The following is a 23830-nucleotide window of genomic DNA, read 5'->3' on the forward strand; positions in this document are numbered from 1 at the left end:
TGATAAGCTGATAAAGTAATATCATCCTATCACTTTATCACTCCTACTACCTTTTTAGTTTGGCTTTATGTCCTCGATTTGTAACTGTACTTCGCCTCGCTTATGAGTATTTTCTTCAATTGTATAACAGATGTCGAATGAACGTTTCGTTTTGATGAAACGTACATGCGAACTTTGTCCGAAGGCGATACCGTTCATAACATTGTTCGATTTGTTGTCTACAAGTTCTAGTTTAATATGCTCCTGATCGCGTCCCACAACCTTACTTGTACCGTAATCATATACGTTATGCGTACAAAATACCGGCTTCGTATTGTCGGGACCGAACGGATTAAATTTCTTCAAGTCGTTACAGAACTTAGGAGTGATATCTCTAAAGTCGATTTCGGCATTAATATCAATAACTGCACTGGTTTGTTCGGGTAGGATATGTTGTGAGACGAATTCTTCAAAGCGCTCGGTAAAAGCGGTTACATTCTCCACTTTCATGGAAAGACCTGCTGCATAGGTATGTCCTCCGAAGTTTTCCAGAAGATCACGGCAATATTCGATAGCTTTGTATACATCGAAACCAGAAACCGAACGGGCAGACCCCGTCGCCATATTATCCGTCCGCGTCAATACAACGGCAGGGCGATAATATACCTCTGTCAGACGGGAAGCGACGATACCAATGACACCTTTATGCCAGTCTTCGTTATACAGAACAATGGAACGACGGTCTGCTAGTCCATCTAATTCCTCTACAATCCGATTAGCTTCTTCAGTCATGGTTTTGTCAAGGTCTTTACGGGTTTCATTGTATTGGTTTATTTGGCTGGCCTTTTCCAAAGCAAGGGAAAAATCTTTCTCAGTCAGCAGGTCTACAGCTTCTTTCCCATTCTGTATACGTCCGGAAGCATTGATACGCGGACCTATTTTGAATACGATATCACTGACGGTAATATCCTTTTCAGCCAATCCGCAAACGTCGATGATGGCTTTCAGACCTACACTGGGGTTACTGTTCAGTTGTTTCAAACCATGATAAGCCAAGATACGGTTTTCTCCCATGATAGGTACAATATCCGAAGCAATACTGACAGCACAAAGGTCTAACAGCGGAATTAAATGATGAAACTCAATACCATTGCTGATGGCAAATGCCTGCATGAATTTGAAACCGACACCACAACCTGAAAGATGTTCGTAGGGATAAGTATTATCCTCGCGTTTAGCATTCAGGATGGCTACGGCAGGCGGCAGTACTTCATCGGGTACATGATGGTCACAGATGATGAAATCTATACCTTTTTCTTTTGCATATTTAATCTCATCTATGGCTTTGATACCACAATCCAATACAATAATCAATCCTACACCTGTTTCAGAAGCATAATCTACACCTTTAACAGAAACTCCGTACCCTTCGTTGTAGCGATCGGGAATGTAATAATCTATGTTCGAATAGAACTGTTGAATAAACTTGTAGACTAGTGCTACGGCTGTGGTACCATCTACGTCATAATCTCCATAAATCAGAATGCGCTCTTTCTTTCCCATCGCCTTGTTCAGGCGTTCTACAGCTACGTCCATGTCCTTCATTAGGAATGGGTCGTATAAATCCGGCAATTGCGGGCGGAAGAACTTCTTGACAGCTGCTGCTGTTGTTATTCCCCGCTCTATCAGCAGTCTACTAAGTATCGGGCTAATCCCCAATTCTTGGGCTAGTTGTTGGCTAGCTTCTGCTTGTTCGGATGTAATGGGTAGATAATTCCATTTGTGAGTCATTTTATATATTATTTTTCTTTTTTCTATCTCAGAACGTTGGAGAAGGGGAGCTTTCTGCTATCTTAATGCGTACTTTTCTCCAACAAGCTGTAAAGGTATGAAAAACTCTTGAAACGGAGGTGAATTCTATAGAAAATATTCATAACGTCGTATATTCTATAATAAAATCATCTTATTTTTGTATTGTCTAAATAAGTAGGCAACTTTTGAAGTTATTAAAGCGAGGACTAATTATGTTGACTTTTATCTCTTGTGCTAAGACGATGGCATCACGTTACACCTTAACCGTGCCCAAAGTTACTGTTCCATTCTTTGAAACGGAGGCTGTGAGTAATGTATTGGAAATGTCACAATATTCGGTTGGAGAGCTGGAAAAACTATTGCGGGTGAATACCAAGATTGCTACTGAGAATTGGTTTCGGTTTCATGATTTCTGTTCTGAAACTAATCGCCCTATGCCTGCTATCTGTGCCTACACGGGGATTGTATATAAACACATTATGCTGGAAGATTTTACAGTAGATGATTTCCTATATGCTCAGGAACATCTTCGTATTACCTCTTTTCTGTACGGATTACTTTGTCCTCTGGATGGCATTAAACCTTATCGTCTTGAAGGGGATGTGCGTTTGTCGGAGAAAGGTGGTGACTCCATGTTTGATTATTGGAAACTGTTATTGACAGACCTTTTTATTACAACCATCAAAAAACAAGGTGGTATACTCATCAATTTGGCAAGTAGCGAGATGAAAGGCTTGTTCGATTGGAAGCATGTAGAGTCGGAAGTACGTGTCATTACACCTGAGTTCCAGATATGGAAAGGTGGTAAATTAAAAACGATTGTTGTATATACTAAAATGTGCCGTGGTGAAATGCTACGTTATATTATTAAGAATCGGATAGAGCGTCCCGAAGACCTGAAAGCTTTTTCGTGGGAGGGTTTTACCTTTGACGGAAATCATAGTATGGATAATCATTTGCAGTTTACATTGATTTCCTGAAACTTACTTTTGGCTTTCATATTTCTTTTTAGCAACTTTGCAAAGTGAACCATGTATTTGTATCTAACAATCAATGACTTCGAAAATAATGAATATATTAAACGACCTTTGGCTATAACTTTAGTAAGACATGTGATGAAATACGTCCAACTTATCGTATGGATTCAAGTTGCCAAGGAAGCTATAATTGCATTCTTGGAAAGTACGGATTTCGAGGATGCCATTCGTTTGGCAATATCTTTGGGAGGGGATGCGGATACAATGGGAGCCATTACTGGTGGAATATCAGAAGCCTACTATAAGAATGTTCCTATAGGGATAAAACAGGAGGTTATAAAAAGACTGCCGGATGAGTTTATAAATGTCATGTGGCATTTTTCCCGGAAATTTAATAAAGAATCTTATTTATGCCTTTTTGATTCTTCTCGTGTTTGATTTTCATAGTTCTTAGCTTTGCGTAAAATGAAGATTATATTGCGCGAAAAGAGCATGGAAAAAGTAAATGAACACTTATTTTTGTCTCCATAATAATTATTAACTTTAATGCAATAAGGAAGCAAGTGTAAGTGGAAGAAATCCCCCTTGATATTCTTCTACTGGACTTCTTCTGAAATTAATTAAGAAAATGGAGATAGGCATTGATTTAGGTGGAACTAATATAAGGGCCGGTTTGGTAAAAGATGGGGTTATCATCAAGAAAGAAATAGTTCCATGTCCCTCCCAGGCTATTGAACAAGACGTACTGCTTTGTCTGGAAAGTTTGGTTGATCGTATGATGTGTCCCGAAGTAAAGGGAATTGGTGTGGGGGTACCTTCGGTGGTAGATGTTAAAGAAGGTATTGTGTATAACGTGATGAATATTCCTTCGTGGAAGGAAGTACCTTTAAAAGGTTTACTTGAAAAACGCTTTTCGATACCAGTATACATCAATAATGATTCTAACTGTTTTTCTTTAGGAGTGAAACAATTTGGCGAGGGACAGCCCTATCATAATGTGGTAGGTGTAACTCTCGGAACAGGAGTAGGTACAGGTATCATCATTAATGACAAACTGTACGGAGGACAAAATACGGGAGCCGGAGAAATAGGCTCATTACCTTATTTAATCCATGACTTTGAACATTATTGTAGTAGTGCTTTTTTTGTACGCTATTATAATACTACCGGAAAGGAAGTGGCTGCGAAGGCTACGGCTGGTGATGTACATGCGTTGGAGATATGGAAAGAGTTTGGTTCTCATTTGGGAGAATTGATGAAGGCTATATTGTTTACTTACGATCCTGAAGCCATTATCATAGGAGGAAGTATAGCGTCGGCTTTTACTTTTTATGAAACTTCTATGTGGAAAACGATATCTACGTTTCCATATATGGAAACGGTGAAACGGATAAGGATTATTGTTTCGCAGATAAAAGACGTTGCATTGTTGGGAGCTTCTGCTTTGGTGAATAACGCGATGATATAAACATTAATACATAAAAAATAGAAACCATGAAAACTAACTTGATGAGATCGTTGATTTTGTGTGGCTGTATTGGAATGGCTCTGGTATCTTGCCAAAAACAAGGTTTATTGGCGGATGACCTGTTACTCTCTGATGATTGGAAAGTACAATCTTCTGCTAAAACTACTTTGTTGGGAGAGCAACTCTCTATGCCCGAAGCTGAGGTAAAGGGTTGGTATGATGCAGTAGTACCTTCTACTGTAATGGGAGTGTTGACCGATAATGGTGTGTATTCCGATGTTTTGGAGGGTGGAAATTATAAAAATATAGATAAATCTCTTTTTGATACTACTTGGTGGTATCGGAAAGATTTTGAAATTCCTCATCTTGAAGAAGGACAACATGTTGCGTTGATGTTCGATGGAATTAGTTATGCAGCAAATGTTTGGTTGAATGGCAGGCAGATAGTAAATCGCGGTTCTTTGTATGGCCCTTTTCGCCGTTTTAAACTGGATGTAACCGATGATGTTCAGAAAAAAAATGTTTTGGCAATTGAAGTGTATCGTGCCCGGCCTGGAGAACCGAATATAGGTTTTGTAGATTGGAATCCACGTCCTGCGGATGAAAATATGGGTATTTTCCGAGAAGTACGGTTGGTTACCAGTAATGAAGTTGCTATGGAACATTCTGTAGTACATTCAAAAGTGAATACAGAAACATTAGATGAGGCTTGGCTAACAGTGGAAACTGAATTAACAAATCAGTCTGACAAGGCAGTTAGTGGTGAGCTGAAAGGTGAATTAGAAGGAAAAGCTTTCTGTATTCCAGTGTCATTGGCTGCTAATGAAACGTACGTTGTAAAAGTAACATCGGAACAAACGGATGTTTTATATCTGAAAAAACCTCGTCTTTGGTGGTGTCACAATATGGGAAATCCCGAAATGTATAAATTGGATTTGCAGTTTGTGGTAAACAACAAGGTTTCAGATCGGGAGACAGTTGATTTCGGGGTTCGCGAGATAAAAGATTATCTTACGGAAGAGAATGCTCGCGGCTTCCTCTTGAATGGTAAAAAAGTTCTTGTCCGGAGTGCCGGATGGACAGATGATATTTTTCTTCGCGACACTCCGGAAAGCAATGAAACCCAAGTGCAATACGTTTGTGATATGAACCTGAATTCCATCCGTTTTGAGAATATCTGGGGTACTTCGCAGAATGTTTATGACCTTTGCGACCGCTACGGACTGTTGGTACTCGTTGGCTGGAGCTGTCATTGGGAATGGGACAGTTACCTCGGTTCGCCTTGCGACGAATACGGCGGTATCAAGACCGAGCACGACATGGACCTGATAGCCCGTTCGCTGAACGACCAGGTATTGTGGTTGCGCAATCATCCCAGTATCATCGCCTGGTTTGTGGGCAGTGACGTAATGCCGCGTCCCGAACTTGAAAGACGCTACAAGGCATGTCTTGACGAGATAGACGACCGCCCTTATATCACTGCCGCCAAAGAAATGACGAGTGAGATTAGCGGTCCGAGCGGAACGAAGATGGCAGGTCCTTATGAGTATGTAGCGCCTAATTATTGGTATGCCTCAGAAGCTCCCGGCGGTGCTTTCGGCTTTAATACCGAAACCGGTATCGGTGCGCAACTTCCTGTTATCGAGTCTATTCGCAAGATGATACCCGAAGATAAACTCTGGCCGCTGAATGATGTATGGAATTATCATTGTACGGCATCTACCACCGCTATGAATAATCTGGATGTGCTGACGGAGAATATCACCGCCCGTTATGGCGAAGCCAAAGACCTGAATGATTACCTTCGTAAAGCCGATTTATTGAATTATGAGGGCACACGTGCCATGTTTGAAGCTTTCCGTGTTAACGTGCCCCGTACAACGGGTATCGTGCAGTGGATGCTTAATTCTGCCTGGCCTTCTTTCTACTGGCAACTGTACGACCATTATCTGGTGCCTACTGCTGCCTACTATTCCGTGAAGAAAGCAAACCGGACGCAACAGTTGATGTATGATTATGGCAAGAAAGCCGTCTTTGCAGTCAATGAAGGTGTGGAACCTCAACATCTGAAAGGGAAAATGGCTGTTTATGATTTGAACGGTAAGTTGTTGGCAGAGGAAGAAAAAGACTTGGAAGTATTGCCTTACGAGCCGGTTGAGGCATTCAAAGTTCCTGTTCTTGGTGATAATGCTTTCCTTATGTTACAGTTGACGGACAATCAGGGTAAGCTGCTGACTGATAACTTCTATTGCCTTTCCGCTACCGATGATGTGTACGATTGGGCTAAATCCACCTGGTACCAGTCTCCGATTACGAAACCTGCCGATTTTACCAAGTTAGCTTCGATGCCGCAAGCCGAATGCAAGGCAGATGCTGCTTTGAAACAAGAGGGTGACAGTACGTGGGTAGAGGTGAAATTGGAAAATGCTCCTGCTACTGTGGCCTTCTTTACCCGTCTTTCTTTGAAGGATGCGCAGGGAGAATTGATTACTCCGGTATTTTGGGAAGATAATTATCTTTCTTTGGCTCCGGGTGAAACAAGAATGGTAAAATGTTCCATTCCGCGGTCTGTAAGAGTCTCTGCTCCTGTCATTCTGAGTGTTTCCGGCTGGAATGTAGCAGAGAAAAATCTGGAACTAGGCTTGCAAAAGATGAAATAAGTGCCTACCTTGCACTCCGTATGGTTAGGCTGATATTATTGACTGATTTTACGGAAGCTTTTGCTCACAACTTATTGAGGGGCATCCTGGAGTACTCCAAAGGTCGCGAACCTTGGGTGGTATGCCGGATGCCCCCTTCTTATAAAGAAACCTACGGTCTGGAAAGTGTACTGAAATGGGCAAAAAAATGGGAGGCAAATGCTATCATAGCCCAGTTTAACGACGATGATGATGTGGAGGTTTTTCGTCAAAACGGTATAGTTGCTTTGGCGCAGGACTTCAAATCACGTTTCACTTCCATTCCTAATATTACCAGTGAATACAAACTGACCGGACGTATGGCTGCCGATTTCTTCCTCCAAAAAGGTTTCCGTAATTTTGCTTTCTATGGTTATCGGGATGTGGTTTGGTCGGAAGAACGTTGCACGGGTTTCCGTGAACGAATTATTGAGAAAGGTTTTGGCGGTAATTTCTACGATTATCGCAAGCAGCCTTTAGAAAATTTGTGGTACTACGAGTCGGAGCCTTTGGCTAATTGGATAAAATCTCTTCCGCATCCGGTTGCTTTAATGGCGTGCGATGATACGCAAGCCAATCGTATCATGGAGGTCTGCCGGATATTGGGCATTCATATTCCGGAGGAGATTGCCGTATTAGGGGTTGATAATGATGATATTGTCTGTAGCCTTTCAGAGCCGCCTTTGTCCAGTGTCAGCCTGAATATACAAAAAGGTGGATATGAAGCTGCTCGGCTGATTGATGCCTTGATTCATGACAGTACTACAACTTATGAAGATGTAATCATCCATCCGGTCACTATCGTAAACCGCCTCTCCACAGATATTTATGCGACCGATAATCCGTCTATTCTTGCTGTGCTGCGGTTCGTTCATCAGAATTTGGCAAATAAAATCGGAGTGGAGGATGTGGTGAAGCAAGTTCCTCTTTCCCGCCGCTTGCTTGAAATGCGCTTCCGCGAAGCTACGGGAAAATCTATTTACCAATATGTCTTTGACCTCCGTATGGAGCGTTTTTCGCAATTACTACTGGCAAGCGATGCTCCTATTGCCGAAATTGCCGTGCAAGTCGGGCTTCCTGATTCTAAAAATCTGGCACGGCAATTCAAGCAATATAAAGGTTGTGTGCCGGCTGAGTATCGCAAACAAAATCGTATCAAGTAGGTGCTTGCTATTCAAATGCTATTATTGGTGTATTAATCATCACGACTGACAGTACCGTCATAATTATCTTTCCATTGTCGTCCATGGTCATCACGATAGCTACCAAATCCTTGGTCTTTTAATTCGCGTTCAAAACCATTTTCATCAGTAGTCGTTATTCGTTCGGTTTCTTCGTTCGATGAGGAAGAACTGCCGGAAGATGACGTACTGCTGAAAGCTGCTTTACCCAAAATCATCAAAATGAGATAAAGTATTAAAGGCATATAATGACAACGCTTGCTACAGCGCCTATAACCATTGCCAAAGCGCAGGAAACTATCATGAAGACAGATTTCCCGATAATACTGCCTGCACTATCCAGATAGATGAAAGTTTGGAAGATACTGGCGCAAATCAGCATAGATAGAAACATAATGATAGTGAAATTTATATTATCTAGATTTACTTGCGTGTCTATCATCTGTTTGTATAGAAACAAGCAACCAAATATATTGCAAGATTTTTTAATATTTCTTTTTTCTCAAATCTTTTCCTTCGTACTTGCAGATAGCTTCAATCCATTCTTCCGTTAGCGGTTTGGATATATGCTTGTTGAGGTCGTATGTCACCATAATAGAAGTACAGGTACATTTCACTTCACGTGTTTCTGTATCGATAACACGCTGGGCAAGGTGAAAACTTTTGGTTCCTATCTTTGTGACGGCAGTTTGTACAGCGATGTGGTCTGAACCATAAATCTGTGCAAGAAAATCTGCCTCAATGTGGACAACGACAATCCCGTCTTTTTGCCAATCGACGTGAGGACATACGGAAGCAAAATATTCTGTTTTACCTAAATCATAAAAAGAGAAATAGACCGTATTGTTGACATGCCCGAATTTATCAACATCGTTAAAGCGTAGTTGTATAGGCAAGGTGTGGTTAAATTGAATTTCTTCCATTGTTTTCTCTTAAACTTTTCTATTATCGGTGCAAAATTACTAATTTTGCGTGTTAATCACTGTTTTTATACATCAAGAAATGATAGAAGACATTAAAAAAGCCTGCCAAGTGATGAATGAGGGTGGAATAATTTTGTACCCTACGGATACCATCTGGGGTATAGGTTGTGACGCTACCAACGAAGATGCGGTGCGGCGTGTGTATGAGATAAAGCAACGTTCCGATAGCAAGGCGATGCTGGTGTTGGTAGATTCTGCAGTAAAGGTCGATTTCTATGTTCGGGATGTACCGGAAATAGCATGGGATTTGATTGAACTGGCAGATAAGCCGTTAACTATAATTTATTCAGGAGCACGTCATCTGGCCTCTAATTTGGTTGCTGAGGATGGCAGTGTAGGTATTCGGGTGACGGATGAAGAATTCTCGAAAAGACTTTGTCAACAGTTCCGTAAAGCGATAGTGTCTACTTCGGCTAATATCAGTGGTCAACCTTCACCCGCTAATTTCAGTGAGATAAGTGAAGACATAAAGTCTGCGGTAGATTATATTGTAGGAGTTCGTCAGGAGGAAATGGGACATCCGAAACCGTCCAGTATTATTAAATTAGATAAAGGTGGTGTCATTAAAATAATCCGAGAATAAAAAGAAAATGGCAGGAGAAAAAATTAGTTGGTTACAGCGCTTCATCATCTGGCGCGAAAAGAATGTGAAGGAAAAAAGGTTTATTTTGCTCCTCAGCTTCTTGGTTGGCATCTTTACAGCGCTGGCTGCACTGATTTTGAAGGTTCTGATACATTGGATACAGAATTTCCTGACGGATAATTTTAATGCTACAGAGGCAAATTACTTGTATTTGGTTTATCCGGTGGTAGGTATCTTTCTGGCAGGACTGTTTGTACGTTATGTGGTGAAGGACGATATCAGTCATGGAGTCACAAAAATTCTTTATGCCATATCACGCAGGCAGGGACGCATTAAAAGGCATAATACCTGGTCGTCTATCATAGCTAGTTCCATCACCATTGGTTTTGGTGGTTCGGTAGGAGCGGAAGCGCCGATTGTGCTGACGGGTTCGGCTATCGGTTCCAATTTGGGAAGCATGTTCAAGATGGAACACCGCACACTGATGCTGTTGGTGGGTTGTGGCGCCGCCGGTGCGGTGGCGGGCATCTTCAAAGCACCGATTGCGGGACTGGTGTTTACGTTGGAAGTGCTGATGATTGACCTTACTATGTCTTCTTTATTGCCTCTGTTGATTTCGGCGGTAACGGCGGCAACCGTTTCGTACATTATGACGGGAACGGAAGCGATGTTTAAATTCCACCTCGACCAGGCTTTTGAATTGGAACGTATCCCTTATGTTATTATGCTGGGTATATTCTGCGGGCTGGTTTCGCTCTATTTTACGCGCGCAATGAACTCGGTTGAGGGAGTATTCGGCAGGCTGAAAGTGCCTTACAAGAAGTTGCTGGTGGGTGGCGCTATGCTGAGTATCTTGATTTTCCTTTTTCCGCCACTCTATGGTGAAGGTTACGATACGATAGAATTGTTGCTGAACGGTACGAGCAATGCTCAGTGGGATACTGTGATGAACAACTCCTTCTTCTATGGGAACGGGCAGTTGTTGCTGCTTTACCTGATGCTGATTATCCTTTTTAAAGTATTCGCGTCGAGCGCTACAAATGGTGGTGGCGGTTGCGGCGGTATCTTTGCGCCTTCTCTGTATCTGGGATGTATTGCCGGATTTGTATTCTCGCATTTCAGCAATGAGTTTGAGATATCTCCTTTTTTGCCGGAGAAGAATTTTGCATTGATGGGCATGGCGGGAGTGATGAGCGGCGTGATGCACGCTCCGCTGACGGGTGTATTCCTCATAGCCGAGTTGACGGGTGGATATGATTTGTTCCTGCCGCTGATGATTGTTTCCGTCAGCGCTTATCTGACTATCATCGTGTTTGAGCCACATAGTATTTATTCCATGCGTTTGGCAAAGAAAGGAGAACTGTTGACTCATCATAAGGACAAAGCTGTGTTGACTTTGATGAAAGTAGAGAATGTGGTAGAAAAGGATTTTGTCGTAGTACATCCTGAAATGGATTTGAGTGAATTGGTAAAGGCGATTTCTGCATCACATCGTAATATATTCCCAGTAACAGACAATATAGGTAAGCTGATTGGTATCGTATTGCTGGATGATATACGTAATATTATGTTCCGGCAAGAATTGTATCATCGCTTTACGGTGGGCAAGCTGATGACTTCGGCGCCTGCGCGTTTATTTGATACGGATAGTATGGAGCAAGTGATGCGTACTTTTGATGATACCAAGGCGTGGAATTTGCCTGTGGTAGATTGTGAAGGAAAGTATCTGGGCTTTGTCTCTAAATCAAAGATATTTAATTCGTACCGTCAGGTGCTGGTACATTTTTCGGAAGATTGAAAATGGTTATGAAAAAAGAAGATTTGCGAATAGTATATATGGGTACTCCTGATTTTGCGGTAGAACCCCTTCGTTGCCTGATACAAGGTGGATATAATGTAGTAGGTGTGATTACAATGCCGGATAAACCTGCGGGACGTGGACATAAAATCCAATATTCTCCCGTGAAACAATATGCACTCGAACATCGTCTGTCGTTGCTCCAACCGGAAAAGTTAAAAGATGAGACATTTGTGGAGGAATTGCGTGCGTGGAAAGCTGATTTGCAAATTGTAGTTGCTTTTCGTATGTTACCGGAGGTTGTTTGGAATATGCCTCGTTTGGGCACATTCAACCTGCACGCTTCTTTGTTGCCGCAATATCGGGGGGCTGCTCCCATCAATTGGGCAGTTATCAATGGCGATAAGGAAACCGGTATTACTACTTTCTTCTTAAAACATGAAATTGATACGGGTGAGGTTATCCAGCAAGTGCGAGTACCTATTGGGGATACGGACAATGTGGGTATTGTACATGATAAGTTGATGATGTTGGGAGGACGTTTGGTGACGGAAACCGTGGATGCCATTCTTGCCGGTACGGTTGAGAGTATTCCGCAGGAAAAAATGGTTCAGGTAGGTGAATTGCGCCTTGCACCGAAAATTTTTAAAGATACCTGTCGTATTGATTGGAACCAATCTGTTAAACGTATATATGATTTCATTCGTGGCTTGTCTCCATATCCTGCAGCTTGGACTGAATTGGTACAGCCGGACGGAGCAGTAGTGGTCTTGAAAATTTTTGAAACGGAAAAAATCTTTCAGTCCCATCAATTGGAACCCGGAACACTCTTGACGGATGGTAAGACTTATATTCGTGTAGCTACCATGGACGGAATGATAGAAATTCATTCTCTTCAACTTCCTGGTAAAAAGCGGTTGAAAACGGATGAACTGTTGCGCGGCTTTCATCTGACAGAAGAATATAAATTGCGATGAACATTGCTCATATGAAATCTTTTCTGGATATTTATATGTTATACTTTCATATAACCTTTACATTATAACTGTTATGAAAACTATTATATCACCTTCTATCCTTTCTGCCAATTTTGCATATCTGGCAAATGACATTGAAATGATTAACAGCAGTGAAGCTGATTGGGTACACATCGATATTATGGATGGTGTTTTTGTCCCGAATATCTCTTTCGGTTTTCCTGTATTGAAATATGTAGCAAAGCTTTCGGAAAAGCCTTTGGATGTACATCTGATGATTGTACAACCTGAAAAGTTTATACCGGAAGTGAAAGCATTGGGCGCCCATATCATGAATGTGCACTATGAAGCTTGTCCACATCTGCACCGGGTGATACAACAGATACGCGAAGCGGGAATGCAGCCGGCGGTAACGATAAATCCGGCTACACCTGTGGCAATGTTGAAAGATATTATTAATGATGTGTATATGGTATTGCTGATGGGAGTTAATCCTGGCTTTGGTGGTCAGAAATTCATAAAACATACCGTTGAGAAGGTACGTGAGTTGCGTGAATTGATAACACTAACCGGTTCGCAAGCTTTGATAGAAGTAGACGGAGGTGTTAATTTGGAAACAGGAGCTTGCTTAGTAGAAGCTGGTGCTGATGCGCTGGTGGCAGGTAATGCGATATTCTCCGCCCGTGATCCGGAAGAGGCTATCCGTGCTTTGAAAAATGTCTAAGAGACTTTATTGTCAATAAACGGTTTACAACGGTATCCTTACCTTCGACTTTTGATGCCGTTGGCTGGTGGAATTGTATATGGGGAAGCATTTCCTTATGTACTTTCTGTTGGTGTATGGATGTCAGGCTTATTGTTCTTGCTGGGAATTTTGTTCATTTCCTATCGTTATTCATTCCATAGACTGTACGGAGGAACGGTTTTTATTTTTCTGTTTGGTTTAGGAGCTACTTTGGCTGGTCAACAAGTGAAGAAAACAGAATATACCTTTTCAAACGAAGCTTCTGTTTATCGGGTTACTCTTGATGGAGAACCGGAAATTAAAGAAAGTAGTATTTTATTTCGTGGTGTCCTTAATGGGGAAGTGCAAAAAGATACATTTCTTCATGCGACTGCAAAGAATGTTTTCTTGTTATATTTCCCGAAAGATTCTGTTACTTATGCTTTGTGTAGAGGGAATGAATTACTGATATATACCCGTCTGAATCCTCCTGTTAATAATGGAAATCCTGATGAATTTGATTATGCTCGTTATCTGGTTCGTAAAGGAATTAGTGGAACTGCTTATGTGGCTACCGGACATTGGAAAATAATAGGTTATGATGAATCTCATTCTTTCAGACAGATAGCTTTAGATTACAGAAAGAGAGTGATTGCTCTTTATCGGAAATTAGGGTTGAAAGGGGACGAGTTAGCTATCCTTTCTGCACTTACGGTAGGAGATAAAGATGAACTGAGTGAAGATATTGTAGAGACATATTCAGTTACTGGTGCCAGTCATGTATTGGCTCTTTCAGGGTTACATGTCGGATTTTTGTATGTATTGTTTCTCTTTATACTGTCACCATTGTGGCAAAGGTGGAATTATTTAAAGCCTGTTATGCTTTTAGTGATAATTCTTCTTTTATGGAGTTTTGCTTTTTTTACAGGTTTGTCTTCTTCTGTGGTTCGTTCGGTGATAATGTGTTCGCTTTTAGTTATTTCTAAACTACAAACGGAGAATCCTTTGACGATGAATACATTGGCTGTGACAGCATTTTTAATGTTATTGGTAAATCCGGTTTGGCTGTTTGATATTGGTTTTCAACTTTCTTTTGCGGCTGTTGCGACGATTTTACTTTTTCAATCAAAAATGTATGGTTTATTCACAATAAAGAACTACTTCCTGAGAAAAGTATGGGGACTGGTGACAGTGTCTATTACTGCCCAGATAGGTACTGCTCCTTTAGTTATGCTGTATTTTTCTCGTTTTTCTATTTATTTTTTGTTGACAAATTTATGGGTAATTCCGATGGTTACGATTATTATGTATACTGCGTTACTTCTCTGGATTCTTATACCTTTTCCTTTTTTACAGCAAGGAGTGGCAGTGGCATTGGATACGTTAATACACATTCAGAATGTGGTGCTTCATAGGATAGAACAGCTTCCTTTTGCTTCTATTGATAATATATGGATAGATGTGTGGGAAGTATTTTTCTTCTATCTATGTTTCATACTGGGATATCGTGCCCTTACACGTCATACGGTCAAAAATACGTATATTGCTTTATTTGTCATAATGTTGGGGGGCTTCTATCATACTTTTACATTTCTGTCATACGTTCCCCGGCGAAGCCTTGAATTTTACAATGTTCACGGATGTCCGGTTATACATTGTTTGGCGGATAATGCTAATTCTTGGTTAGTATGTACAGATAGTTTGCCGAATATTACGCGTTTGCAACGCACTCTTTCTCCTCATTGGAATCATTTACGTTTGAAACAACCTGTGTTGGTGGCAGGAGATTTCTCTACGGCTGAGATTTCTGTTCATAATCAGATTGTCTCTTATGGTGGTAAACATATCTGTTTATTAGCAGATGGTCGTTGGCATAATAAACAGGCAGATGTACCGATATCTATTGATTATCTTTATGTTTTGAAAGGATATAAAGGTGATATTAAGGAACTTACTTCCTTGTTTACAATAGGAACTGTGGTACTTGATTCTTCTTTGTCTGATTTTTATCAAGAAAAAATTATCAACGACTGCATTCGTTTAGGTATCTCCTATCTTTCTCTTTCAAAAAAAGGTTCTATCCGTATATTATTATAAATCATAAACTTTTTGTACTTTTGTCTGCTCAATTGTTATGGATGAACGGAGTTATACCAATCGTTTAGTCGTAAATCGTCAACGTACCTATGTGTTAAAGATAAAAGATATGTCATGACCGTAGGGAATAAATTGTAAATCAATTATATGTTAACTAAAGTAATAGAACAATCAAAGATAGATCATTTTGCCAAATGGATGGAACGTGCAGAGAAAATAGTCATTGTGTCACATGTCGCTCCCGACGGTGATGCGATAGGTTCCTCTTTGGGATTATGGCATTTCCTGAATACACAGGATAAGGATGTGAATATTATTGTTCCCAATGCATTTCCTGATTTTCTGAAGTGGATGCCCGGTAGTAAGGATATCCTTCTTTACGATCATTATAAAGAATTTGCGGATAAACTGATTGCGGAAGCCGATGTTATTTGTTGCCTCGACTTCAACGCAATTCATCGTATCGACGCTATGGCAGATGCCGTGCTTGCTTCTCCGGCAAGAAAGATATTGGTAGACCATCATTTGAATCCAGAAGATTTCAGTAGAATTATTATTTCCCATCCAGAGATATCTTCTACATCCGAACTTATATTCCGCTTGATATGTAGGATGGGGTATTTCAGCGATATCACAAAAGAAGGAGCTGAATGTATTTACACAGGTATGATGACCGATACTGGTGGTTTTACTTATAATTCCAATAATCGTGAAATTTATTTTATAATCAGTGAGCTGCTTTCCAAAGGGATAGATAAAGATGAAATTTACCGAAAAGTCTACAATACCTATTCAGAAAGCCGTTTACGATTGATGGGATATGTGTTGTCACAGATGACGGTATATCCGGATTATCGTGCTGCATTGATATCTTTGACGAAGAAAGAGCAAAACCGGTTCGACTATATTCGTGGTGATAGTGAGGGGTTTGTAAATATACCTTTGAGTATCAAAAATGTTGTTTTTTCTTGTTTTCTGCGTGAAGATACAGAGAAGCCGATGATCAAGGTTTCTTTGCGTTCGGTAGGTAAGTTCCCTTGTAATAAGTTGGCTGCAGAGTTTTTTAATGGTGGTGGACACCTGAATGCGTCCGGTGGCGAATTTTTTGGAACCATGGAAGAAGCGAAGAAAGTTTTGGAACAAGCATTAGAAAAGTTTAAGCCATTGCTTAATGCGAAAGGATAAAAAAAGTTTAGTTGTAAAGGTTAAAAGATACGAACTTTCGAGCCGTAGCTTTTAACTTACAAGAAAATCAAATACTTTTGTACGAAATTACTAAATAACAGAAATGAAGAAACTTACTTTATTCCTTTTGTCTTTATTGGCATTTAGTTTTGGCTTTCAAGCCTGCGATGATACAAAGACCTATGCAGAGATGCTGGAAGATGAAAAAAAAGGCATCGAAGATTTTATCAGAAAAAATAATTTTACAGTTATTTCTCAATCTGATTTCTATGCGCAAGATTCTACTACCAAGGAAAATGAATTTGTTCAACTTGTTAGCGGTGTGTATATGAATATAGTGTCTAAGGGTTATCCTGATACTGATGACTATGTGAACAAGTATGATACGGTAAAGAGCAATGATGAAGTATTAGTGCGCTTTATGGAATATAGTATTCTTGATAAAGATACTACTTTATCCAATCTGAATGCTACAGAAACGGTGGACGCTTTCAGATATACTGTGACTACTTCTTCTATAGCGGGACTTTTCTTGCAAGGATACATGCTTGCGTATTATGGTTCGTCTGTTCCTGCCGGTTGGCTCGTGCCATTAACTTATGTACGTAATGGTGCACATGTCAGATTAATAGTTCCGTCAAAAATGGGACACCAGACTGCTATACAATATGTTTACCCTTATTATTATGATATTCAGAAATATCAAATCTGGAACTAACCAAACAATTTAAAATATTAACCTATGACTCTAATCAAATCTATCTCTGGAATCCGTGGAACAATCGGCGGTGGTGCGGGCGAAGGATTAAATCCTCTCGACATTGTGAAGTTTACATCTGCGTATGCTACCCTTATCCGTAAAACATGCACTGTAAAAAATAATAAAATTATAGTAGGTCGCGATGCGCGTATCTCAGGTGAAATGGTGAAGAATGTAGTAGTAGGTACCTTGATGGGTATGGGATGGGATGTGGTAGACATTGATCTGGCATCTACTCCGACTACAGAATTGGCCGTAACGATGGAGGGTGCCAGCGGTGGTATTATCCTGACTGCTTCTCACAACCCGAAACAATGGAATGCTTTGAAACTTCTGAACGAAAAGGGTGAATTCCTGAATGCGGCAGAAGGTAATGAAGTACTTCGTATTGCTGAAGCTGAAGAATTTGAATATGCCGAAGTCGACAAACTCGGCTCTTATCGTAAGGACTTGACATACAATCAAAAGCATATTGACAGTGTATTAGCTCTTGACTTGGTAGATGTAGAAGCTATCAAAAGGGCAAATTTCCGTGTTGCCATTGACTGTGTAAATTCTGTAGGTGGTATCATTCTCCCACAGTTGCTCGAACAATTGGGTGTTCAGTATGTAGAAAAGCTATATTGTGAACCAACCGGTAACTTCCAGCACAATCCCGAACCGTTGGAAAAGAACTTGGGTGACATTATGAACCTGATGAAAGGTGGAAAAGCGGATGTCGCTTTCGTGGTCGATCCGGATGTAGACCGTTTAGCTATGATTTGTGAGGACGGTAAGATGTATGGTGAAGAATATACATTGGTAACCGTTGCCGACTATGTGCTGAAACACACTCCGGGTAATACGGTCTCTAACTTGAGTTCTACACGTGCTTTGCGTGACGTAACCCGCAAGTACGGTCAGGAATATTCGGCTTCTGCTGTAGGTGAAGTAAATGTAACTACCAAAATGAAACAGGTAGGTGCTGTTATCGGTGGTGAGGGGAATGGTGGTGTTATCTATCCTGCCAGTCATTACGGTCGTGACGCTTTGGTTGGTATTGCTTTGTTCTTGAGCCACTTGGCACATGAAGGAAAGAAGGTAAGTGAACTACGTGCTTCTTATCCGTCTTATTTCATGGCAAAGAACCGTGTGGATTTGACTCCGGATACTGACGTAGATGCCATTTTGGCTAAAGTGAAGGAACTCTATAAGAAGGAAGAAATCAATGACATTGATGGTGTTAAGATTGACTTCCCTGATAAATGGGTTCATTTGCGTAAGAGTAATACAGAGCCGATTATTCGTGTTTATAGCGAAGCCGCTACACCGGAAGCTGCCGAAGAAATCGGTCAGCAGATTATGAAGGTGATTGAAGACTTGGCGAAATAAGAAGATCTCAATGATAACTGAAAATAGTAATGGCGATAATCGGAAGATTATCGCCATTACTATTTTCAGTTATCATTGAGATTAACTAATCGTGTTGATACATTGATTAGAATAGTTTCACTCGTTCTATTTCTTCTTCGAAATTCGGGGTAAATACTCCTTTCCCGATATTTTTCTTAATTTCTTCAATACTCCAGAAACGTCCGCCATCCAGTTCATCACTGGGATGTATTTCACCATCATACACAGTCTTGTGTACAAATACAAGTTCTTTTTCACGGACAGACTCAAAAACATAGTTCGTAATGGCTTCAGGAGTGAAATCCGTGATACCTAATTCTTCCTGTACTTCCCGTTTTAGCGCTATTTCCACACTCTCACCGAGATCTATATGTCCACCCACGGATGTGTCCCATTTTCCCGGTTGTATCTCTTTCCAAAGTGGACGCTTTTGTAGATAAAGTTCGCCTTTGGAATTGAAAACGTGAAGATGAATGACTGGATGCAGCAGTTTACTACCGTTGTGGCATTCACCGCGAGTTGCTGCACCTATGATATTACCTTGTTCGTCGACAAGGGGGAACATTTCTTGATTGTTGTCGTAGTTCATAAGGTTAAGGTATTAATAATGAAGAATCTCCATAACTTAGAAAACGAAAATCATGACTGAGTGCATAGTCATAAATTTTTCTCCAGTTACCTTCCACAAAAGCAGATACAAGTAGTAATAACGTACTTTGAGGTTGATGGAAGTTGGTGATCATTGCTTTTACTATTCTATAATCATATCCCGGAGCTATGATAATCTGGGTACTGGTATGCAAAGTTTCCATTCCATGACGGTCAAGATAATCTACGATGGCTTGTAAAGCTTCAACAACAGATGTTTTATCTTCTTCGGGAGTCATTTCATAGGGTTGCCATTGTTTTACGTGTAGTTCATTTTCTGTAGCATCAGGCTTTTTTAGCAGAGAAATGCCGATATGATAAAGACTTTCTAGTGTACGAACGGAAGTAGTTCCCACTGCAATTGCTTTACCCTCATGAGCAATCAATTTCTCTAGCGTGGCACGCGAAACGGAAATATATTCCGTATGCATTTCATGTCCTTCTATTTCTTCACTCTTGACAGGCTTAAATGTTCCTGCACCTACATGGAGAGTTAGTTCCTCCAAATCGACTCCTTTATTACGCAATGCATCCAGTACGCGTGGAGTAAAATGCAATCCGGCGGTAGGAGCAGCTACAGAACCTTTTATTTTGGAATAAACAGTCTGGTATGTCTCTTTATCACTTTCCTGCGTTTCTCTATTCAGATAGGGGGGGATAGGTAATTCTCCGAATACTTCAAGAATATCTGCAAAGGTAACTCCAGGATTATCCCAACGAAAATCTATCCAATGGCTGGTTCCATGGCATTTTCCACGTTCAGCGATCAATGTAAGCGACTTTCCTTTTACAATCATTTCCCGTTTTAGGATACCTTCTTTCCATTTCTTCAGATTACCTATCATGCAGAGCCATGCGGCATGTTCCGTTTGTTGGAAATTGAGGGCATAGTCGTTGGGCTGTATCGGTTCTAGGCAGAATACCTCAATCAATGCGCCAGTTTCTTTGCGGAAGTGCAAACGTGCCTGGATAACCTTTGTGTTATTAAATATCATCAAACTGTTGGATGGAAGATATTCAGGTAGCGAAGTGAATTTATCTTCTGAAACTTCACCATGCCGATATAACAATAATTTTGATTGGTCTCGCTCCGGTAAGGGAAATTTGGCTATGCGTTCATCCGGAAGTGGATAGTTGAATTCTCTGATTCGGATATGTTTCGGATCTTCTTTCATTTCTTTATTTCTTTTTACAGGCTGCAAAGGTACAGATATTTATCGTCTTTTTCTATCTTTTTTTATTGAGTTACCGTATCTTTGTGCAGCAGTTGTGACTTTAGTACTTTCAATAGTAAAATAGTAAATTATTAAATCGCGAATAAAAAGATGAAAATAGGAGATAAAGTGCGTTTCCTCAGTGAAGTAGGAGGAGGTGTGGTAACAGGATTTCAGGGGAAAAATATCGTATTGGTAGAAGATCAGGATGGTTTCGATATTCCGATGCCTATACACGAATGTGTGGTGATTGAAACTGATGACTATAATATTCCTACTCCTGCCGCCAAGGCTGCTGCCAATAAGAAAAAAGAAGAACAACAATTGCCACGGAAGGCTTCTGAAACAGCCAAGAAAGCCGCTGTGTTATCGGTATCTCATTCTTCAGAGTCGCAGATCGAATGTTTGCCGAAGCCTCAAATCTCTGTGTATCGTCAACCGGAAATGAAAGGTGGTGATGTGTTGAATGTTTTTCTTGCTTTCGTTCCCGAAGATATAAAGGCTGTAAGTACCACTCCTTTCGAAACCTATCTTGTAAATGACAGTAATTACTATATGTATTATACCTATCTCGGTGCTGAAGGTAAATCGTGGACAGCCCGTTCCTATGGTCTGATAGAACCGAACACTAAGCTTTTATTGGAAGAATTTGAGAAGTCGGAATTGAATGATCGTGAGCGTGTAGCCGTACAATTGGTGGCTTTCAAGGATAACCGTTCCTTTGCCATGAAGCCTGCCATTAACGTAGAAATACGTATTGATACCGTGAAGTTTTATAAATTGCATACTTTCCAAAGTTCGGACTTCTTTGAAACTCCGGCGTTGATATACGATATTGTCAGGAACGATCTTCCTGTTAAACAAGTCTATGTGTCTGCCGAAGAACTGCAAGATGTCCTAATACAGAAAAAAGTGGTAGACGTTCCGGCTAAACCGCAGACAATTATTAAGCGCGGAGGTAAAAATGAAATCATTGAGATTGATTTGCATATCGGGGAGCTGCTCGATGATACTCACGGAATGAGTAACAGTGAAATCCTGAATTATCAGTTGGATAAATTTCGTGAGGTGATGAAGCAATATAAGAATAAGCGTGAACAACGTCTTGTCTTTATACATGGTAAAGGGGATGGTGTACTCCGCAAAGCTCTTTTAGATGAATTGAAGCGTAAATATTCTACCTGTAGAACACAAGATGCATCTTTTCAGGAATATGGGTTTGGGGCAACAATGGTTACTATAAAGTAACGAAAGCTCTATAGAATATGTGTGTGAATCGAAAGAAGGCTGCCCTGCTTTATGTAAGTTTAGGTATATTCCTTTTTATTTGGAGTGCTTGTACATTCTCCCCAAAACGGGGTAATGTGTCGGAAATGCAGGCTTTTGAGACCTTTTTTCGTTTGAATGTTGATTCTATAGCCACTGCTCCCCGATGGATGAGGACTCAGGCATTTCAGCGGATGGAGGAAGTGAGGGATACTTTAGTACGCCATAATTATCTGGCTATAGTCTTGAAAACTTACCTGGCTACTTCTGAGCTTGATTCTGCACAAATTCTGATACGCCAATTGAAAGATTATGTGAAGACACAGCCTTTCTCTCCTCAATTAGCCGATTTGCAATCGGAATATATTAATATGGAGGGGAATATTTATGGTAGGAGAGGGTATATGGATTCGGCTGAGAACTGTTTCCGGAAAGCTTATGAATTACGATTACAAGGTAAGAAAACGGGATTTATACCGGATATTCTGATGAACTTGGCCGATGCCAATAATCGTCAGGGTAAGTTGGATGTCGGAGCATTTTGGTATCGGAAAGCTTTGCTGTTGTGTGACTCTCTGAATTTACCTCCTGAAAAGAAATATCCTATTTACTACGGGTTGGCGCAAGGTTATATGACACTGCGCGATTATGAGCAGTGCGATCGGTATTATAATCTTGCTGCTGCAAGTTATGATGATATGTTACCTGACGAAAAACACTTTTATTTGAACAATAGAGGAAATTCTTATTATTATAGAGGAGACTATATCACTGCCATAAAATATTTCAGGAAAGTGCTGGATCTTGTAGAAGATTATCCGGATATGCTTTGGGCGCTTAATTTGACTTACTTGAATTTAAGTGACTGTTTCTTGAAACTGGATGAAACAGATTCTGCTGCTATTTATCTTGATAGATGTGAACCTTTTTTCAAAGAGTTGGGAGTGACGACTGCACTTTATTACATCGATACACAAAATATAGAACTGGCGTTGAAGCGTCATGACTTTTCTAAAGCTCGCAGACTATTGATGAAGAGTGGCATTCCAACCGATGTTGATCCGGATATGCTGCATATCCGGAATAAAAATTTAGAACTCTTCTTTGAAGAGACTGGCAATTATAAGCAAGCATATAAATACCTGAAAGAGAATAATCGCCTTGATGATTCTATCCGTAATGAGCGTGTAAGGATGCATACGGCAGATCTGACTTTACGTTATCAACAGGATTCTACTTTGATGGCACACAAAGTCCTGTTTCAAAAGAAGGAAAATGAAGTCTTGGTATTGAGACAGACTCGTTTTGTGATACTTGCTGTAGCCATTGTTGCACTGCTGGTTGCTGTTTTCATTTACCTGTATAACAGAAAGAAACGTGCTTTGATACTTGCAAAAAACCGCCGTATTGTTTCTTCGCTTCGTTTGGAGAATATACGTAATCGGTTGTCTCCCCATTTCATCTTCAATGTACTCAATCAGGAAATAGTAAGCCGGAAAGAAAACGAACAGCGAGAATTGGTGGCCTTGGTGAAGTTGATGCGTCGTAATCTGGAACTGGCGGAACAATTATGTGTTACGTTGGCAGAAGAACTTGATTTTGTGAAAACGTATATTGACTTGGAACGTCGTTCTTTAGGAGCTGATTTTCATTTGATAATAGAGATTGGGGAAGATGTACATTCTGAACAAGTCCTGCTTCCTTCCATGTTGATACAAATTCCGGTAGAAAATGCAGTGAAACATGCTTTGCGTGATAAGGAAGGAGAGCGTAATCTTTGGATTTCCATTCATCGTCGGGAAAATGGTATCTGTATCAAAGTTACAGATAATGGTGGCGGCTACCGTCCCGGCAGTCGAAATAGAGGAACTGGTACGGGGATGAAAGTGATTATGCAGACTGTTCAGATATTGAATATGAAAAATAAAGAGTCAATTGATGTTTCCATACACAATATTTCTTTGCCTGGTGGTGAAATCGGCTGTGAGATTGTTTTTTTACTCCCTGATAAATATAATTATGAAATTTAAGAAAGGCTGTTTAGTTCTATTTTTCGGAAGAATAGCCTGGGTTTAGACGGTATAGTTCGTAAATGCTCATTTCCAGCT

The 23830-nt window shown here is 40.5% G+C and carries 20 protein-coding genes and 1 pseudogene; 15 read left to right on the forward strand and 6 right to left on the reverse strand.

Annotation, left to right across the window (positions count from 1 at the left end):
* Nucleotides 1–54 precede the first annotated feature (54 nt).
* Nucleotides 55–1770, reverse strand: coding sequence for a single-stranded-DNA-specific exonuclease RecJ (recJ, locus tag DXC10_RS07290; RefSeq protein WP_117737604.1), 1716 nt, complete (start codon nt 1768–1770; stop codon nt 55–57).
* A gap of 233 nt (nt 1771–2003) precedes the next feature.
* Here recJ and DXC10_RS07295 point away from each other — a divergent pair, with 233 nt between their 5' ends.
* From DXC10_RS07295 to DXC10_RS07315, 5 genes and pseudogenes are all read left to right on the forward strand, one after another.
* On the forward strand, nt 2004–2771 hold the full coding sequence (locus DXC10_RS07295) for a YaaA family protein (RefSeq protein WP_101543724.1): 768 nt from the start codon (nt 2004–2006) through the stop codon (nt 2769–2771).
* 104 nt (nt 2772–2875) lie between these two features.
* A pseudogene (locus DXC10_RS07300) lies at nt 2876–3206 on the forward strand (ADP-ribosylglycohydrolase family protein); the annotation flags it as partial.
* 190 nt (nt 3207–3396) lie between these two features.
* A complete protein-coding gene (locus DXC10_RS07305) occupies nt 3397–4236 on the forward strand; it encodes an ROK family protein (protein WP_117737605.1) in 840 nt (279 codons plus the stop codon).
* A gap of 26 nt (nt 4237–4262) precedes the next feature.
* Nucleotides 4263–6896 carry a sugar-binding domain-containing protein gene (locus DXC10_RS07310; protein ID WP_117737606.1) on the forward strand — a complete coding sequence of 878 codons (2634 nt, stop codon included), beginning with the start codon at nt 4263–4265 and terminating at the stop codon, nt 6894–6896.
* A gap of 20 nt (nt 6897–6916) precedes the next feature.
* On the forward strand, nt 6917–8077 hold the full coding sequence (locus tag DXC10_RS07315) for a DNA-binding transcriptional regulator (RefSeq protein ID WP_117737607.1): 1161 nt from the start codon (nt 6917–6919) through the stop codon (nt 8075–8077).
* Nucleotides 8078–8109: 32 nt separating this feature from the next.
* On the opposite strand, the gene DXC10_RS07320 is transcribed toward DXC10_RS07315, so the two are convergent.
* Genes DXC10_RS07320 through DXC10_RS07330 form a run of 3 tightly spaced genes read right to left on the reverse strand, consistent with a single transcriptional unit; the run spans nt 8110 to nt 9018 of the window.
* Nucleotides 8110–8340, reverse strand: a complete 231-nt coding sequence (locus DXC10_RS07320) for a hypothetical protein (protein ID WP_101543733.1) — start codon at nt 8338–8340, stop codon at nt 8110–8112.
* Nucleotides 8331–8537, reverse strand: coding sequence for a hypothetical protein (locus tag DXC10_RS07325; protein ID WP_101543735.1), 207 nt, complete (start codon nt 8535–8537; stop codon nt 8331–8333). Before DXC10_RS07325 ends, DXC10_RS07320 begins: the two co-directional genes overlap by 10 nt.
* A gap of 43 nt (nt 8538–8580) precedes the next feature.
* Nucleotides 8581–9018, reverse strand: coding sequence for a thioesterase family protein (locus tag DXC10_RS07330; protein ID WP_101543737.1), 438 nt, complete (start codon nt 9016–9018; stop codon nt 8581–8583).
* Between the two features lie 79 nt (nt 9019–9097).
* Between DXC10_RS07330 and DXC10_RS07335 the strand changes: the two genes are divergently transcribed.
* The 8 genes from DXC10_RS07335 to glmM all read left to right on the forward strand — a co-directional run bounded on the left by DXC10_RS07335 (nt 9098) and on the right by glmM (nt 18573).
* The gene (locus tag DXC10_RS07335) at nt 9098–9661 is read left to right on the forward strand and encodes an L-threonylcarbamoyladenylate synthase (RefSeq protein WP_101543740.1); all 564 of its coding nucleotides are present in this window, start codon (nt 9098–9100) and stop codon (nt 9659–9661) included.
* Nucleotides 9662–9668: 7 nt separating this feature from the next.
* Nucleotides 9669–11459, forward strand: coding sequence for a chloride channel protein (locus tag DXC10_RS07340; protein WP_101543743.1), 1791 nt, complete (start codon nt 9669–9671; stop codon nt 11457–11459).
* Nucleotides 11460–11461: 2 nt separating this feature from the next.
* On the forward strand, nt 11462–12436 hold the full coding sequence (gene fmt / locus DXC10_RS07345) for a methionyl-tRNA formyltransferase (RefSeq protein ID WP_187120674.1): 975 nt from the start codon (nt 11462–11464) through the stop codon (nt 12434–12436).
* A 73-nt stretch (nt 12437–12509) separates the two neighbouring features.
* The gene (gene rpe / locus DXC10_RS07350; RefSeq protein ID WP_101543746.1) at nt 12510–13160 is read left to right on the forward strand and encodes a ribulose-phosphate 3-epimerase; all 651 of its coding nucleotides are present in this window, start codon (nt 12510–12512) and stop codon (nt 13158–13160) included.
* Between the two features lie 54 nt (nt 13161–13214).
* A complete protein-coding gene (locus DXC10_RS07355; protein WP_117737608.1) occupies nt 13215–15257 on the forward strand; it encodes a ComEC/Rec2 family competence protein in 2043 nt (680 codons plus the stop codon).
* Between the two features lie 147 nt (nt 15258–15404).
* Nucleotides 15405–16442, forward strand: a complete 1038-nt coding sequence (locus DXC10_RS07360; protein WP_117737609.1) for a bifunctional oligoribonuclease/PAP phosphatase NrnA — start codon at nt 15405–15407, stop codon at nt 16440–16442.
* Nucleotides 16443–16545: 103 nt separating this feature from the next.
* Nucleotides 16546–17160, forward strand: coding sequence for a DUF4827 domain-containing protein (locus tag DXC10_RS07365; protein ID WP_101543753.1), 615 nt, complete (start codon nt 16546–16548; stop codon nt 17158–17160).
* Between the two features lie 24 nt (nt 17161–17184).
* Complete coding sequence (glmM, locus tag DXC10_RS07370; RefSeq protein WP_101543756.1) at nt 17185–18573, forward strand: phosphoglucosamine mutase; 1389 nt, start codon at nt 17185–17187, stop codon at nt 18571–18573.
* Nucleotides 18574–18679: 106 nt separating this feature from the next.
* On the opposite strand, the gene DXC10_RS07375 is transcribed toward glmM, so the two are convergent.
* Together DXC10_RS07375 and DXC10_RS07380 are read right to left on the reverse strand one after the other, a co-directional pair.
* The gene (locus DXC10_RS07375; RefSeq protein WP_117737610.1) at nt 18680–19183 is read right to left on the reverse strand and encodes an NUDIX domain-containing protein; all 504 of its coding nucleotides are present in this window, start codon (nt 19181–19183) and stop codon (nt 18680–18682) included.
* Between the two features lie 4 nt (nt 19184–19187).
* Nucleotides 19188–20417 (reverse strand): S-adenosylmethionine:tRNA ribosyltransferase-isomerase, encoded by a 1230-nt coding sequence (locus DXC10_RS07380; RefSeq protein WP_101543762.1) that lies wholly within the window; start codon nt 20415–20417, stop codon nt 19188–19190.
* A gap of 150 nt (nt 20418–20567) precedes the next feature.
* Between DXC10_RS07380 and DXC10_RS07385 the strand changes: the two genes are divergently transcribed.
* Together DXC10_RS07385 and DXC10_RS07390 are read left to right on the forward strand one after the other, a co-directional pair.
* On the forward strand, nt 20568–21704 hold the full coding sequence (locus DXC10_RS07385) for a DUF2027 domain-containing protein (RefSeq protein ID WP_101543765.1): 1137 nt from the start codon (nt 20568–20570) through the stop codon (nt 21702–21704).
* A 125-nt stretch (nt 21705–21829) separates the two neighbouring features.
* On the forward strand, nt 21830–23752 hold the full coding sequence (locus DXC10_RS07390) for a histidine kinase (protein WP_370448207.1): 1923 nt from the start codon (nt 21830–21832) through the stop codon (nt 23750–23752).
* The last annotated feature ends 78 nt before the right edge of the window (nt 23753–23830 follow it).

The sequence above is a fragment of the Bacteroides sp. OM08-11 genome (genome assembly GCF_003438665.1).
GTDB classification, from domain to species: domain Bacteria; phylum Bacteroidota; class Bacteroidia; order Bacteroidales; family Bacteroidaceae; genus Bacteroides; species Bacteroides cutis.

What these genes read in the sequence shown, in the direction of transcription:
- DXC10_RS07325 (WP_101543735.1), bottom strand. Translation starts at nt 8,537, where the DNA reads ATGATAGACACGCAAGTAAATCTAGATAATATAAATTTCACTATCATT.
- DXC10_RS07330 (WP_101543737.1), bottom strand. Translation starts at nt 9,018, where the DNA reads ATGGAAGAAATTCAATTTAACCACACCTTGCCTATACAACTACGCTTT.
- DXC10_RS07340 (WP_101543743.1), top strand. Translation starts at nt 9,669, where the DNA reads ATGGCAGGAGAAAAAATTAGTTGGTTACAGCGCTTCATCATCTGGCGC.
- DXC10_RS07355 (WP_117737608.1), top strand. Translation starts at nt 13,215, where the DNA reads ATGCCGTTGGCTGGTGGAATTGTATATGGGGAAGCATTTCCTTATGTA.
- DXC10_RS07310 (WP_117737606.1), top strand. Translation starts at nt 4,263, where the DNA reads ATGAAAACTAACTTGATGAGATCGTTGATTTTGTGTGGCTGTATTGGA.
- glmM (WP_101543756.1), top strand. Translation starts at nt 17,185, where the DNA reads ATGACTCTAATCAAATCTATCTCTGGAATCCGTGGAACAATCGGCGGT.
- DXC10_RS07380 (WP_101543762.1), bottom strand. Translation starts at nt 20,417, where the DNA reads ATGAAAGAAGATCCGAAACATATCCGAATCAGAGAATTCAACTATCCA.
- fmt (WP_187120674.1), top strand. Translation starts at nt 11,462, where the DNA reads ATGGTTATGAAAAAAGAAGATTTGCGAATAGTATATATGGGTACTCCT.
- rpe (WP_101543746.1), top strand. Translation starts at nt 12,510, where the DNA reads ATGAAAACTATTATATCACCTTCTATCCTTTCTGCCAATTTTGCATAT.
- DXC10_RS07375 (WP_117737610.1), bottom strand. Translation starts at nt 19,183, where the DNA reads ATGAACTACGACAACAATCAAGAAATGTTCCCCCTTGTCGACGAACAA.
- DXC10_RS07295 (WP_101543724.1), top strand. Translation starts at nt 2,004, where the DNA reads ATGTTGACTTTTATCTCTTGTGCTAAGACGATGGCATCACGTTACACC.
- DXC10_RS07305 (WP_117737605.1), top strand. Translation starts at nt 3,397, where the DNA reads ATGGAGATAGGCATTGATTTAGGTGGAACTAATATAAGGGCCGGTTTG.
- DXC10_RS07315 (WP_117737607.1), top strand. Translation starts at nt 6,917, where the DNA reads ATGGTTAGGCTGATATTATTGACTGATTTTACGGAAGCTTTTGCTCAC.
- DXC10_RS07360 (WP_117737609.1), top strand. Translation starts at nt 15,405, where the DNA reads ATGTTAACTAAAGTAATAGAACAATCAAAGATAGATCATTTTGCCAAA.
- DXC10_RS07390 (WP_370448207.1), top strand. Translation starts at nt 21,830, where the DNA reads ATGCAGGCTTTTGAGACCTTTTTTCGTTTGAATGTTGATTCTATAGCC.
- recJ (WP_117737604.1), bottom strand. Translation starts at nt 1,770, where the DNA reads ATGACTCACAAATGGAATTATCTACCCATTACATCCGAACAAGCAGAA.
- DXC10_RS07365 (WP_101543753.1), top strand. Translation starts at nt 16,546, where the DNA reads ATGAAGAAACTTACTTTATTCCTTTTGTCTTTATTGGCATTTAGTTTT.
- DXC10_RS07335 (WP_101543740.1), top strand. Translation starts at nt 9,098, where the DNA reads ATGATAGAAGACATTAAAAAAGCCTGCCAAGTGATGAATGAGGGTGGA.
- DXC10_RS07385 (WP_101543765.1), top strand. Translation starts at nt 20,568, where the DNA reads ATGAAAATAGGAGATAAAGTGCGTTTCCTCAGTGAAGTAGGAGGAGGT.
- DXC10_RS07320 (WP_101543733.1), bottom strand. Translation starts at nt 8,340, where the DNA reads ATGCCTTTAATACTTTATCTCATTTTGATGATTTTGGGTAAAGCAGCT.